The following is a 12,777-nucleotide window of genomic DNA, read 5'->3' as shown; positions in this document are numbered from 1 at the left end:
GTATACGGACCGGTAATGAGTAGCTAACAGTAAAAGCGATTTCTAACGGTCATTGTCGTTTATTACACGTGGGTTTGTTGCACGACGTCGTGGGCGCCATCCCACAGTCCCCAAATGAAACGACAGAGACAGGAAGTCGATGCGGACACGGCGGACGACGGACCGGACCGGTACGACCGCACGGACGCAGCCGAACTCGACGAGGACGCGTTCGAGGGCCGGGGGGGAATCGACCGGCGGACGTTCCTCGGCGTCGCGGCCGCCACCGGCGCAGCCCTCGCACTCCCCGGCACCGCGAGCGCCGACGTCACCGACGACTCGATGACCGACCTCGCGGAGTTCGTCGTCAACGCCACCCCCGACGACTACGAGGCCGCGCTCGCCATCGAGTTCGACGACGCCACCTCGCTCGACGCGTTCGACGACGAATACGGGGAAACAGACTGGGACGTTGACCAGGACGACCGACCGCCGAAGGTGGTGACGCGCGACGCACCCAGTCCCTCCGCACACGCACACGTCACGGCACAGGAACTCGCGTTCACGCTCGACGAGATCGGTGGCGTCGAGCACGTCGATTACTCGCCGGGCGCCAACCCGTTCTGGAAACTGGACGACCCCTACGCGGACGGCGTCGTCCCCGACGTCGAGAACGCCCGCGACTGGATCTCTCACCCGGAAGCCGGCGCGGCGCTCGAACACCTCGAGACCGAGCACCCCGACATGGTTCGCCTCGAGCGGATCGGTCAGGGTCCCGGCTGGGAGAACAGCTACACCGGCGAACGCCCCGACCCCAACGACATCTACGTCGCGGAGCTGACCAACGACGTTCGAGACGACGCGACGTTCCAGGAGAAGGACAAGGCCGTCTTCATCACCGGGATTCACGGGAACGAGCGTGCCGGCGTCGAAGCGGGCACCCGGATCATCGAGGACGCAGTCACCGGCGACGCCGAGGCGTTCACTCACCTCCTCGACGACATCGTCATCGTCTGGGTATACATCAACCCGGACGGCTGGACCATCCGGAAACCACAGTACGGCCCCCACCCGTACGCGGGATTCTTCGGGTCGCCGTTCTACGGGCACTATCGCGGGAACGCGTCGCTGGTGGACACGAACCGCCAGTACCCGACCATCGGATGGACGAACCCAGCGTTCTGGCCGGCCGACCACGGGAACGCACCCGACGTCCGCCCCGGCTACGACGTCGGATACGACGACGTCGTCCCGGACGCGCTGGCGACCGTCGGACACCTCCGCGAGTACGACAACGTCGAGTACCTCTGCGACTACCACATGATGGGGTTCGCGGACACGATGGTGCTGAACCTCGAATCCAACGCCGCCTACGAGCACGACGGCACGCACGACCTCGACGAGGTGAACCGACGCATCGACGACGCGATGACCGACCGGTGGGGGAGTCCGGAAGCGATCGCCAGCGACACGATTCGCGCGGGAAAGGACACCATCTTCGGCGACCCGAACGACTACGTCCCGGACGAACTGCTCGACTACGGGTCTATCTACGACTCCCTGGGGTACAACGTGACGGGCGGCCTCCTCGGGTGGGCCGGGCAACCCGAGGAGTTCGGCGGGCTCGGCGCCGTCACGGTCGCCCCCGAGCTCGCGATGCGAGCCTGGTCGAACTGGCGCCCGTACATCGAGCGCCACCTCGAGACCGCGTACCGCCTCTCGATGCGCGAGTTCGCGGAGCTGACCGCCGCCAGTACCGACGCGACGGTCGCGACCGACGGCCAGGACACGGCGTACGTGACCACCAGCGAGTTGACTCGTTCCTCCGCGGACCTCTCGCATACCGACGAGAGTCCCGGAAACGGCAACGGTCGCGGCCAGGAGCGCGCGACCGACGTGCAGCGGCGCCACGAGACGGTGCAGCCCGGCCCCGGCGGTCGCGCGGACGTGAGGTCGGCCGGGCGGACGCACTCGCTCGCTGCGGTCGTCAACGACCGCGGGCACGAGTCCGGCGTCGTGCAACTCGTCAACCCCGGCAGACAGGTCGTCCGCACGCTGGACCTCGGCGAGACCGACGAACGCAGTTTCTACGTGCCGAACCCGGCGTCCGGCGACTGGTCGGTCGAGTTCGACGGCGACGGCGACGTCGGCGTCGAGTTCGTCACGGTCGACACCGACGGGGACCACCCGGACCCCGAAGAGGCGTACGGCTACTCTCAAGAGGAGTACGTCGTCAACCCGATGCAGTTCTTCGCGGATCTCGAACCCAATCTGGAGTCCGGGAGCATGGACGGGGTCCGCGTCCACGACGTCCGCGTCGGGAAGCTGCTTCGCGGGAACTCCGGGAAGCGCCGCTACGACAAGGTCGTCGTCTCTCACGACGTGGGGCGCGACGACCCGCGGTACGTCGACGAACTCGAGGCGTTCGTGGACGCGGGCGGCGACCTGGTGTTGACCGACACGGGGCTGCACCTGCTCGCGGACCTCGACGTCGGCGAGGCCGCGGCCATCGAGGACGACGACCTCCAGTCGATCCGCGTCGGCATCGCGAACCTCGTCGACCGGAACTTCGACCACCACATCCTGGCGGACATCCGACCGCTCCAGTTCGAGATGTGGAAGAGCCCGCAGGTCGGGTACGTGCCCAACGAGCCCGACCAGCCGGCGACGGTCGTCGACGACGACGCGTTCGCGGACGCGGGCGGTGACGTGGCCGGCCGGATGACGGGAGCGCTCGCGGACGGCTCGGAGGCGGGCGGCGTCGCCGCCGGGTCGCTCGCCGCCGGCGACAGCGAGATAAACGTCCTGGGGTCGGTGCTCCCGCCGGCGAACCAGCGGGAGCTCCATCCGTTCGGGATGGCGGACTACGCCGTCTCGTTCATGGGGCACACGATGATCTGTAACGCACTCGGCTTCCAGCAGCGCCGGTTCGTCGAGGGCGAACTCGTCGGCACCTGGGGCGAAGTCCGATAGTCAGGGCGCGACGCTCGCCGTCGACTACGCTCTCGGCGTCGAACCGGTCGGCGTTCGAGCGCGACTCAGCGGCCGGTCCACCGCAGCAGCGCGAGCGTCCCTTCGAAGAGGACGATCATCGACACTGCGATGATGAACGGCGCCATCCCGGTCGGGTCGGGCGCGAACAGGAACGCGATACCACCGAAGGCGCCCCAGAAGAGGAGGCGGCGGGATTCGAGCCACTGGCGCGAGGTGACGCCCATCATGATGGCGAGCATCACGAACAGCGGGATCTGGAAGACGACCGCCTGCAGGCCCATGAGCGCGACGATGAGGTTGAACGTCGACTGGAGGCCGTACGCGATGACCGCGTTCCCCTCGGTGTAGTAGTCGAAGTACTGGAAGAGTCCGGGGAGGACCGCGAAGTACGCGAACGCCATCCCGGCGACCGCGAGCACGAGACTCGTCGGGACCGCCGCGAGGTAGTACCGGCGCTCTTGGGGGTAGAGCCCGGGTCGCATGAAGAGATACGACTGGTAGACGAGCACGGGTAAGGCGATGAGGACGCCCGCGAGGCTCGCGACCTTGATCTTCGTGAAGATGAACTCCAGGGGCGCGTAGAGGTGCGGGCGCGCCGCGTCCTCGCCCGCGGGGAGGATGTCCGTCCACATCTCCATGACGAGGATGTCCGAGTAGAGGTACATGAGGATGGTCGCGACGGCGCCCGCGAACACGACCGCGGCGAGCCGCAGCATCATCTCCTCGATGTGGTCCGCGAGCGGCATCTCCTCGTCGTCGGGCGGCCCCTCGAACAACTCCTCGTCGTCCTCTATCGTACGGCCGCCGCCCGCGCCAGTCCCGGTGCCCGTTCCGGCGCTCGCGCCGGCACCTGCCGGCGTCGCCTCACCCGGGTTCGGTGCGCCGGCGGCGTGCCCGACCGGGACGTCCGACGGCGCGCTGTTGTCGCGCTTGTCCGGGTGCTCCGGCCGATGCTTCTCCGGCGCGTCCTCCGGGCGCTCGAACCCCGCCTCGACGCCGCGGTTCGGTACCTTCTCCTCGTCCGCGACCACGCCGTCGTCCGGTCTCGCCATCTCCTCGCCCTCCTCGGGGAGGTCGACGTGCCGCGTCCGCGGCTCGACGCGCTCCAACCCGCCCGAATCCTCGTCCTCGACCTTCTCCAACCCACCCGAATCCTCGTCGGACGCATCGTCGTCGGACGCCTCGTCGGCGTCAGAACCGTCGGCGTCGTCCGCCTCGTCCGCACTCGTCGACTCGTCGACGTCCGGCGCATCTTCGTCGTCGCCAAGGCTCTCGTCGGACGGCACCTCGGCGTCGTCCGTCTCGTCTGGCGAGGCATCCTCGTCGGTCGAGTCGTCCGCGTCGGGAGCATCCGTCGTCTCGTGAGAATCGTCCGCGTTCGTGGTCGAGTCGGCTGTGGCGTCGGTCGCGTCGTCGCCAGCGTCGCCGACGGCGTCGCTCGGCGCGCCGTCGTCGTAGTCGTCCGACTCGTCCGGCATCTGTCGGAAGTAGACGGGTGTGGCGTTATAGGCCTTTTTCTCCGTCGCGCTCGCGAGCGAGCGGGGAGAAGAAGATTGATGTTTCCGAGGTAGGTAGCCTCCCGCAACTAATGAGTTCGGTCATCAACGAGGACACCGCCCGGACCATCGACGCCGGGCGCGAGACGATCGGGGCACTCCTCCGCGCGGCCCAGAAGGAGCTCCAGAAGGTATTCATCGTCTCCCTCGTCGGACTGCTCGGGACGATCTGGGCGCTCCGGACGTTCCTCTGGAAGGCGCTGAAGGTCAACACCAAACAGCGCATGCCGCCGGAGATCGCCGCGCAGGTCGACATCATCGCGCGGACGCCGTTCGACGTCATCCTCCTCCAGTTCAAGATCGGCGCGGTCGTCGGCATCCTGTTCGGCCTCCCGGTCCTCCTGTACTACGCGAAGGAACCGCTGAAGCGCCGCGGCTGGACGCCCGAGGTTCCCGTCTCGCGAGCGCAACTCGCCGGGTTGAGCGTGCTGATGGTCCTCCTGTTCGTCGGTGGCGTGGCGTACGCGTACATCGTGTTCTTCCCGTTCATGTTCGAGTTCCTCGCGCAGAACGCGATCAACGCGACGCTGAAGCCGACGTGGGACATCACGATGTGGACGCAGTTCCTCTTCCTGCTCACGCTCTCGTTCGGGCTCGCGGCGCAACTCCCGCTCGTGATGTCGTCGCTGTCGTACGCGGAACTCGTACCGTACGAGACGTGGCGGGACAAGTGGAAGTTCGCGGTCGTCGGCATCTTCGCGTTCGGCGCGATCGCGAGCCCGCCGGACCCGCTCACGCAGGTGATGTGGTCGATTCCGCTGTGTACGCTGTACGCGGCGTCGCTCGCGCTCTCGAAGGTCGTCGTGAACCTCCGGCGGCGCGGCGAGGGCGCGGCCGAGGCGGACGGCCTGCTGCGGATGCGGATGCTACAGTTCGGTGGGTTTTTCGCGGCGCTCCTCCTCGGGGCCGTGCTCGCGATCCGCGTCGGCGTGGTCGCGACCATCGACGCGGCGGTCGTCCCGGCGCTCCCCGGCTTCCTCCAGCCCGCGAACCCGCTCGCGTCGGGTGGACTGGCGCCGGAAGCGGGCTTGGTCGCGCAGGGACTCATCTCGATGCAGATCGCCATCATCGTGTCGCTGCTCGTCCTGCTCGCGTACACGCTGAAGGTCCTCCGGAGCCCCGTCGTGCCGCGCGCCGGCGGTCGCGGCATGGACCCGGCGGACATCGACCTGGACGTCCTCGACGAGGCGGGCGTTCGCGCCGCACCGCCGGAGGTGTTCGCGGAGATGACCGAGGACGAGGCGCTGTCGAAGGCGAGCGCCGCGATGAACGCGGACGACCCGGACAAGGCGCAGGCGATCCTCGACCGGTTCGACCAGATTCAGGAACAGCAAGCCGCGCAGGAGGCGGCCGAGGCCGCGGGCGCTGGCGCGGCCGCTGGCGAGGCGACGAGCGCGACGAGTGACGGCCACGAGTTCGCGGCCGGCCCGCCGGGCGACACGCCCGTGACTGACGTCGACGCGATGAAAGGCAACACGGACGCGGCGAGCGACGACGACGGGAACGTCCTCCAGTCGACCGCGGCGGGCATGATGGACCCGTTCACCGAGGAGGAGACGACCGAGGACGACATCGGCGGGTACTACTACGACATCACGTTCGTCCTCCAGTCGCTCACGTCGAAGGTCTTCAGGCTGGTCGCGGTGTTCATGGCGACGCTCGCGGGCGTGTTCTTCTGGCTGTACCGCGGCGGCCTCGGCACCATCAAGGAGCAGTTCCTCTCTCGGGTCCCGCCGGAGGTCCGCGGCGACCCGAACACGCTCCCGTTCGCGGAGAGCGTGGAGACCGCGAACGCGTTCGCGTCCGCGATGACGACGATGCCCGGCGGAACCGCGGGTGCGACCGCGGGACCGTCGAGTCCGACGACGATACTGGACGTGTTCCCGACCGCGGAACTGCTCGCGAACATGGGTGGCGTCGGCCAGATCGGGATCGTCGTCGCACTCCATCCCGTCGAACAGCTCATCTTCGCGGTGAAGGCGAGTACGATACTCGCGGCGGCGGTGACGCTCCCGCTCCTCGGGTACTACGCGTGGCCAGCGGTCAAGGAACGCGGGTTCGGCGGCGACGGCGACTCGTCGGCGTTCCTCCTCTGGGGTGGCGCGATGTTCCTCGGGTTCGCGGTCGGGAGCGCGCTCGGCTACCTCGTGTTCGCGCCCGCGGTCGTCTCCTACCTCGTCGAGGACGCCATCCGCGCGAACATGGTCATCTCGTACCGCGTGAACTCGTTCATGTGGCTCATCGCGTTCATGACCGTCGGCATCGGCATCCTGCTCGACATCCCCGTGTCGATGGTGCTGTTCCACTACGCGGACATCGTGAGCTACGACGCGATGCAGCGCGCGTGGCGCGGCGTCGTCCTCGCGCTGTTCGTCGGCAGTGCGTTCATCACGAGCAGTAGCGTGCTGTCGATGCTCCTGTTCGCACTCCCGCTCTCGGTCGCGTACGGGTTCGGTCTCCTCGTCCTCCGCGTGCTGACCGTTCCGGAGCGGCTCTTCGGTGGCGGCGGCGGGTCCGAGGTCGAAGGCACGGCCTGATTGCGCGCGAACTGGTCGACGCGAACTGGTCGTCGTCGACCCGACGCGCCGAGAACTCCCTGCAGGAAACGGCACCAATCATAAGAGGTGCCCTCGCGAATCTTCGAGTATGCCAAAGATAAGCGTCGAGGTGCCACAGGAACTCCTCGACGACCTGGACGACCACGTCGGCGGGGAGGGGAAGTTCGTGAATCGAAGCGAGGCCATCCGTGCGTCCATCCGGAAGACGCTGGATACGCTCGACGAGATCGACCAGCGGCACGGTCGGTTGGACGACGAGTCGTAGGCAGCACCGAGTCCGCGTCGGTTACTCGTCGACGGGTTGGGCGAACGCGAACCGGGGTTTGACCTGGTCGATGCGGACGTCGAGTTCGTCGCCGACGTCGGCGCCGGAGACGAACACCGTGAAGTCCTCGACCTTGGCGACGCCGTCGCCTTCGCTGCCTTCGTCCTCGATGGTGACGGTGACGACGTCGCCTTCGCGGACGGGCGCGGTCAGGCGGTGCTTGCCGACGATGTAGACCTCGGAGGACGAGTCGCGGGAGGCTTCGGGGACGACGGTGCGGGCGTACTGGAACTCCTCGTCGACGTCCGCTTTGAAGTCCTCGAGGTCCTGGCCCTGGAAGACCTTCACGGCGAAGTCGCCGCCGGTCCCGAGGACGTCCGTGGCGACGTCGAGCGCTTGCCGCGCGAGGTGGACGCTGCGGGCGTGGTCGAGGCCGTACTCGCCGGTCATGTTCGGTGCCATGTCCGAGAGGACGACGTCGACGTCGCCGCCGGCGACGTCGCGAACCTCGGCCTTCGTGTCGTCCTCGGTCATGTCGCCGCGGACGAATTTGACGGTCGCGTCGACGTCGTCGAGGTCTTTGATGCGCTGGAAGTCGACGCCGATGACGGTGCCGCCTTCGCCGACCTCTTCGGCGGCGACCTGCAGCCAGCCGCCGGGGGCGGCGCCGAGGTCGACGACGGTGTTCCCCGGGCCGAAGAGCCCGGTTTCGCGGTCGAGTTGCTGGAGCTTGTACGCGGAGCGCGTCCGGTAGCCCTCCTGTTTCGCTCGGTTGTAGAATCGGTCTTTCCGCGTCATTCGATTGGGAACGCGTACGACGCGGGGGCGGTTAGGGCCTTCGTCTCGGTGGCGCCGGTGTCGCGAGCGAGCGTCGCCGCGGGCGGCGGCCTGCTGTCGGCGTCGCGTCGCGACCGAGCGGCGGTCGCGCTCGGACCGGCGTGCGGGGCGTCGTCGGTCCCGGCAATCCCGGGCGTTGGCGGTACCTACAAGCGCGGTGCGACCGCATTCTCGGGCATGGATACGGATGCGTTCCTCGCCGAGGTACGGGAGGCGAACGAGACGGCGCTGTCGCGGCTCGGGTCGTCGAAGTCGCTGTACGCGTTCACGGACGGGGAGTTGGAGGCGGCGGCGGTCGCGTCGGTCGCGGCGAACGTCTCGCACGCGGCGGCTGCGGCGCTGGAGGCGTACGCGGCGAACGCGTCGAGCGACGCGGCCGCGGAGGCGTTCACGGCGTTCGGCGACCTGTCGGCGGAGCACGCCGGGACCGCGGAGAGCATCAGCGACGACGTTCCGGCGCTGGAGTCGCACGACGCCGTGGCAGCCCTCGGCGAGTACGGCGACGGCTCGGGCGCGACCGACGCTGAGCGACTGGGCGCGCTCGTCGGGTACGCGCTCGTCGCGAAGAAGATCGCCGAGCAGTCGACGGGGTTCTTCACGGGCGAGGCGGACCCGCAGACCGCGAGCACGTTCCGGTCGTACGGGAGCGACGTGGAGGCGCGCCGAGACGACGCGCTCGACGCGCTCGCGGTGGTCGTCGACGGCGACGCGGACCGCGAAGCCGCGCTGGCGGCGGCGACGGCGGTCGTCCAGGGCGCGTACGAGGAGTACACCGAGCGACTGGAGGCGATGGGCGTGAACCCGAAACCAGTCTGCTAAGACCGAGTTTTCTGCCTCGAACAGCGTTTCAGGCGGTGTAGCGGGCGAGTGCGACGCCGGCGAGTGCGAGCGCGCCGCCGGCGAGCGCGAGGTACGCGCCGACGCCGGGACTGCTCGTCGCGACGTGCGCACCCGGTGGTGGACCGTCGCTCGCGAAGTCGGTGATCGCTTCGAGCGCGAGCCCCGTCGTCACCGCGGCGAGGACGCCGACGGCGAACTGGCTGCGGCGCGACCACTCGCCGACGGCGACCGTGACGACCGCAGCGCACGCGACGAGCGCGTACACGCTGTGGACGTCGAGTTCGAACCCGGCGGCGGCGACCCACGGCAGGACCGCGCCGAGCACGCCGACGGCACCGCCGGCGACGGCCGCGGCACGGTATCGCTCCGAGGACATATCCACGGAGTTGGACGCCCAGTGCGTAAAAAGACTCGTGTGACTCGCGTCAGACGCCCTGTGAGAATCCCGGCGAGTGGGGTTAGTCAGACGCCGTCGACGGTCGAGCGGTACGCGCGGACGGCGTCGATGGCCTCGTCGATCTTCGACGCGACGGTCCCGCCCTCGGCTTCGGCGATCTCGGTGAGGATGCGTTCGTGGCGCGCGAGTCGACCGTGGTCGGGGCCGCGCTCGCTCTCGGCGTGACTCGCGAACTCCGCGGCCTGCTTGCTGAGGCGCTCGGTGGCGTCCTCGTGAGTCGCTGCGTCGGCTGCGGCTTCGAGCAGCTCGCCCGCCCGCTGGAGGTTCTCGTGTACCATGGGAGAAGAGACGACGCGACCGGGCTTAAAGCTCGGTTCGCTCGCAGGTTCGGCCGGTGTCTATGACGCCCGCGGGAGGCTCGTCCCGGCGTTCCCGCCGGTGGTCGCGGTGGCGTTCCCGCCGGTGGTCGCGGTGGCGTTCCCGCCGGTGGTCGCGGTGGTGTTCGCGCCGTCGACGGCGACCGTGACGGCGCCGGACGTGCCACTGATGGCGAGGTCGGCGACGAATCCGGGGGTGCCGACCGCGAGGACGAGCGTCCGGTTCGCGGGGCGGTGGAGGGTCGCATGCGAGTTCGGGAGGCGCCAGCGGGGGATGGGCGTCGACGTGGAGGGGGCTGCGTCAGCGGGTGGTCGTTCGTCACGGGCACGGTCGCCGCGCGCGTCGAGGACGGCGGCGAGCGCGCGCTCGGCTTCGGTCGCGTCGCGGGCGGTGTCGAACCGGAGGACCCACGCGTGGTTCGCGGTGCCGTCCTTCCGGAGGACGACGAGCGCGTCCTCGCCCCAGCCGGCGGCGGCGACCCTTGGGGCGGGTGCGGTCTCGGTACCGTCGCTGGCGTTGCGTGGCGCGTTCGCGAGGGCGACGCGGAGGAACGCCTCGCCGAGGCGGTCGGCGACGCCGCCGCGGTACGCGGTTCCGGCGGTGTCGACGGTGACGTCGAGCGCGACGGGCGCGTCGCGGGTCGCGTGCAGGACCTGTTCGCTCGTCTGCGGCGGGTCGGCGTAGACCGCGGTGGCGTTCGCGGGCTCGTCGAACCGATGGGTGACGTCCCGGTAGCCGGCGACGTAGGGATGCTGGCGGTACCGGAACGCGCTCCCGCGGGGGAGGCGGTCGAGCGCGCGCTCGCTGCGCTCGATGCCGGTCTCGCCGTTCGGTCGGTACCGCCGGACGTACGCGGTCTCGACGGCGACGGCGACGCCCTCGACGACGGCGCGGCGAACGAACCACGCGTCGGTCGTCCGCGGCCGCGAGACGTTCCCGGCGAGCGTCGCCGCGCGCCCCTCGCGGAACTGGACGTAGTGCGCGAACTCGTGGGCGAGCACGGCCGCCGCGCTCGCCGCGGTCGCGTTCTCGCCCGGGTACACCGCGACCGTGCCGTACGAGACGGTCGCGCCGTTCGGCCCCACGACGCGCGAGCGGTTCACCGCCCGAGCGAGGCCGAGTGCGCGCTCCAGGCGGTCGTGACCGCTCGCGGACGCCATCGTCGACCCCGACGCGTTCCCGTAGAACGCGGTCGCGTTCGTCACGCGCACCGACGCCGGCGCGGTGACGTTCGCACCCATGATACGCTCCACGTGCTCGAACACCCGGGTCGCGTTCACGGGGAGCTCGCCACCCCGAACCGCAATCGGCGACTGCGTCTCTCCCACGCCCGACGGCGCGGCGGTGGTCGACGACGCGACAGTGGCCGCCGACGCGACAGTGGCCGACGCCGACGTGGTCGTCGTCTCCGGAGACGAAGGCGGACCCGTGGACGCGGTGGTCTCCGGGACCGCGTCGGTCGCGAACGGCGCGGAACAGCCCGCGACCGCGAGCACGACGGCGACGGCGACCGCAGCGAGCGAGGGACGCATAGAGGTCAGGGCTGCGTGCCGTTGATGGGCGTCGCCTCGCTCGCCTCGTCGGGGAGCGACACCGTCACCGGCCCGTAGTGGATGAACTGGCGGGTGACGTCCGTGACGACGGTGACCTCCTGGCCGTACGCGTTCTCGACCGTCCGATTGAGGTGCATCGTCGCCGCGTGCACGCGACCCGTCTCCGGGTCGACCGCGAGCGTCCCCGAGAGCGCGTTCAGCGACTCGGCGTCGACGCGGTAGCCGCTCAGGGTCGCGAGCGCGCTCGCGTTCACGTCGAGCGCGAGCACGACCGCGCCGTCGCCGTCGACCGTCGTCTCGCCGGCGACCGACGCGTCGGAGGCGTTCGCGAGCCGCGCGACGACCGCGGTCGAGGACGCGTTCACCCACGCGCCGTCGGCCGGCACGCGCACCCACTCGGTACCGTACTCGCGCTCGTACGCCGGCGACCGCTCGAAAACCGTCCCGTTCACGAGGTACGTCGCGGTCTCGACGCGCTGGCCGTTCGCGCGAACCGTCCGCTCGATGGCGAGCTCGCGCGCCGCGACGTCGTCGCGCTCCGTGAACGCGACCTCGACGGTGGTCGCGCCGCTCGCGGTGCGGACCGTTCGCGTCACGTTCCCCTCGACGACGACGCCCTCCGCGGTCGCGAGCGACGACGCACCGGCGGACGCGAGCGCGTCCGCGTCGACGTCCTCGAACTCGCTCCCCGCGTCGTCATCACTCGTCGACCCCGAGCCGGTCGTCGCGACGGTGCTCGACCCAGCGGTCGTCGCTGCGCCAGCGTCGGCGTCGGTGGCCGCGGTGGCGTCGGTCGTGGTCGATACGGTCGTCGTCTGGCCGGTCGTACCGACGCACCCGGCCGCGAGGAGCGCGAGCGCGAGTGCGACGGCGACGAGCGCGTGTCGCGTCATCGGCACCCGGCACTACCGGGTCGATAGCAATAGGGGGACTAGGGGCTTTTCTCGACCGGAAAATCCGCTCGTGCGTCCTCGTCGGAGATGCCGTACTCGCGGACGGCGGTGGCGGCGAGGAGCGCGTACCCGAGGAGCGTCAACGCACCGAGTGTGACCATGAGGAGGCCCGTTCCGGGTTTCAGGCCGCTCCCCACGGCGGCGTGGGCGTCGGGGATGTCGATCCACGTCATGCTGGCGCTGGCGAGACTCGTACTGCCGACGAACAGCGAGACGACGACGTGCGTCAGCAGGTCGTTCGAGACGAACAGCAGGAAGAGGGCGACGATCGCGAGCAGGAACACGATGTGCGCGCCGTTCGCGAACCCGTGAATCGTCTCCGAGGCGACCGCCGACGGGTCTCGGAACCACGGGAGGAGCGAGCCGACGGCGACGAGTAGCGACCCCACGAAGCCGGCGGCCGATTTCGGAGATAGCAGAACCATGAATCAGCGAATAGTGTGGTGGAAGAAACGCGTTTCGGTCCG

The 12,777-nt window shown here is 69.6% G+C and carries 11 protein-coding genes; 4 read left to right on the top strand and 7 right to left on the bottom strand.

Annotated features, from left to right (window positions below; translation table 11 throughout):
- The first annotated feature begins 114 nt into the window (after window positions 1–114).
- Entirely contained in the window at window positions 115–2,952 is a 2,838-nt protein-coding gene (locus tag ACZ48X_RS12290; protein ID WP_336349442.1) for a M14 family zinc carboxypeptidase, read from the top strand.
- 65 nt (window positions 2,953–3,017) lie between these two features.
- Here ACZ48X_RS12290 and ACZ48X_RS12285 read toward each other — a convergent pair whose 3' ends face one another.
- On the bottom strand, window positions 3,018–4,451 hold the full coding sequence (locus ACZ48X_RS12285) for a twin-arginine translocase subunit TatC (protein ID WP_336349443.1): 1,434 nt from the start codon (window positions 4,449–4,451) through the stop codon (window positions 3,018–3,020).
- A 110-nt stretch (window positions 4,452–4,561) separates the two neighbouring features.
- Between ACZ48X_RS12285 and ACZ48X_RS12280 the strand changes: the two genes are divergently transcribed.
- Window positions 4,562–7,066: a twin-arginine translocase subunit TatC gene (locus ACZ48X_RS12280; protein ID WP_336349444.1), complete on the top strand. Its 2,505-nt coding sequence runs from the start codon at window positions 4,562–4,564 to the stop codon at window positions 7,064–7,066.
- A gap of 109 nt (window positions 7,067–7,175) precedes the next feature.
- The gene (locus ACZ48X_RS12275; protein ID WP_336349445.1) at window positions 7,176–7,352 is read left to right on the top strand and encodes a ribbon-helix-helix domain-containing protein; all 177 of its coding nucleotides are present in this window, start codon (window positions 7,176–7,178) and stop codon (window positions 7,350–7,352) included.
- A gap of 21 nt (window positions 7,353–7,373) precedes the next feature.
- Here the strand turns inward: ACZ48X_RS12275 and ACZ48X_RS12270 are convergent, their stop codons facing one another.
- Window positions 7,374–8,150, bottom strand: a complete 777-nt coding sequence (locus tag ACZ48X_RS12270; protein ID WP_336349446.1) for a 23S rRNA (uridine(2552)-2'-O)-methyltransferase — start codon at window positions 8,148–8,150, stop codon at window positions 7,374–7,376.
- A gap of 48 nt (window positions 8,151–8,198) precedes the next feature.
- On the opposite strand from ACZ48X_RS12270, the gene ACZ48X_RS12265 reads away from it, so the two are divergent.
- Window positions 8,199–9,008, top strand: coding sequence for a rubrerythrin family protein (locus ACZ48X_RS12265; protein WP_336349447.1), 810 nt, complete (start codon window positions 8,199–8,201; stop codon window positions 9,006–9,008).
- Between the two features lie 28 nt (window positions 9,009–9,036).
- Here the strand turns inward: ACZ48X_RS12265 and ACZ48X_RS12260 are convergent, their stop codons facing one another.
- The 5 genes from ACZ48X_RS12260 to ACZ48X_RS12240 form a co-directional block, all read right to left on the bottom strand.
- Entirely contained in the window at window positions 9,037–9,405 is a 369-nt protein-coding gene (locus ACZ48X_RS12260) for a hypothetical protein (RefSeq protein WP_336349448.1), read from the bottom strand.
- An 86-nt stretch (window positions 9,406–9,491) separates the two neighbouring features.
- Window positions 9,492–9,764: a DUF7553 family protein gene (locus tag ACZ48X_RS12255; RefSeq protein ID WP_336349449.1), complete on the bottom strand. Its 273-nt coding sequence runs from the start codon at window positions 9,762–9,764 to the stop codon at window positions 9,492–9,494.
- A 60-nt stretch (window positions 9,765–9,824) separates the two neighbouring features.
- Complete coding sequence (locus ACZ48X_RS12250) at window positions 9,825–11,336, bottom strand: hypothetical protein (RefSeq protein ID WP_336349450.1); 1,512 nt, start codon at window positions 11,334–11,336, stop codon at window positions 9,825–9,827.
- A 5-nt stretch (window positions 11,337–11,341) separates the two neighbouring features.
- Window positions 11,342–12,250, bottom strand: a complete 909-nt coding sequence (locus ACZ48X_RS12245) for a LolA-like protein (RefSeq protein ID WP_336349451.1) — start codon at window positions 12,248–12,250, stop codon at window positions 11,342–11,344.
- 38 nt (window positions 12,251–12,288) lie between these two features.
- Window positions 12,289–12,735 (bottom strand): hypothetical protein, encoded by a 447-nt coding sequence (locus ACZ48X_RS12240; RefSeq protein WP_336349452.1) that lies wholly within the window; start codon window positions 12,733–12,735, stop codon window positions 12,289–12,291.
- Between the last annotated feature and the right edge of the window lie 42 nt (window positions 12,736–12,777).

The sequence above is a fragment of the Halorubellus litoreus genome, assembly GCF_055378595.1.
This window is presented reverse-complemented; position numbering and strand designations above follow the sequence as displayed.

Coding starts and splice junctions, on each gene's coding strand:
- ACZ48X_RS12260 (WP_336349448.1), bottom strand. CDS start 9,405: ATGTCCTCGGAGCGATACCGTGCCGCGGCCGTCGCCGGCGGTGCCGTC.
- ACZ48X_RS12290 (WP_336349442.1), top strand. CDS start 115: ATGAAACGACAGAGACAGGAAGTCGATGCGGACACGGCGGACGACGGA.
- ACZ48X_RS12270 (WP_336349446.1), bottom strand. CDS start 8,150: ATGACGCGGAAAGACCGATTCTACAACCGAGCGAAACAGGAGGGCTAC.
- ACZ48X_RS12250 (WP_336349450.1), bottom strand. CDS start 11,336: ATGCGTCCCTCGCTCGCTGCGGTCGCCGTCGCCGTCGTGCTCGCGGTC.
- ACZ48X_RS12275 (WP_336349445.1), top strand. CDS start 7,176: ATGCCAAAGATAAGCGTCGAGGTGCCACAGGAACTCCTCGACGACCTG.
- ACZ48X_RS12285 (WP_336349443.1), bottom strand. CDS start 4,451: ATGCCGGACGAGTCGGACGACTACGACGACGGCGCGCCGAGCGACGCC.
- ACZ48X_RS12255 (WP_336349449.1), bottom strand. CDS start 9,764: ATGGTACACGAGAACCTCCAGCGGGCGGGCGAGCTGCTCGAAGCCGCA.
- ACZ48X_RS12240 (WP_336349452.1), bottom strand. CDS start 12,735: ATGGTTCTGCTATCTCCGAAATCGGCCGCCGGCTTCGTGGGGTCGCTA.
- ACZ48X_RS12280 (WP_336349444.1), top strand. CDS start 4,562: ATGAGTTCGGTCATCAACGAGGACACCGCCCGGACCATCGACGCCGGG.
- ACZ48X_RS12245 (WP_336349451.1), bottom strand. CDS start 12,250: ATGACGCGACACGCGCTCGTCGCCGTCGCACTCGCGCTCGCGCTCCTC.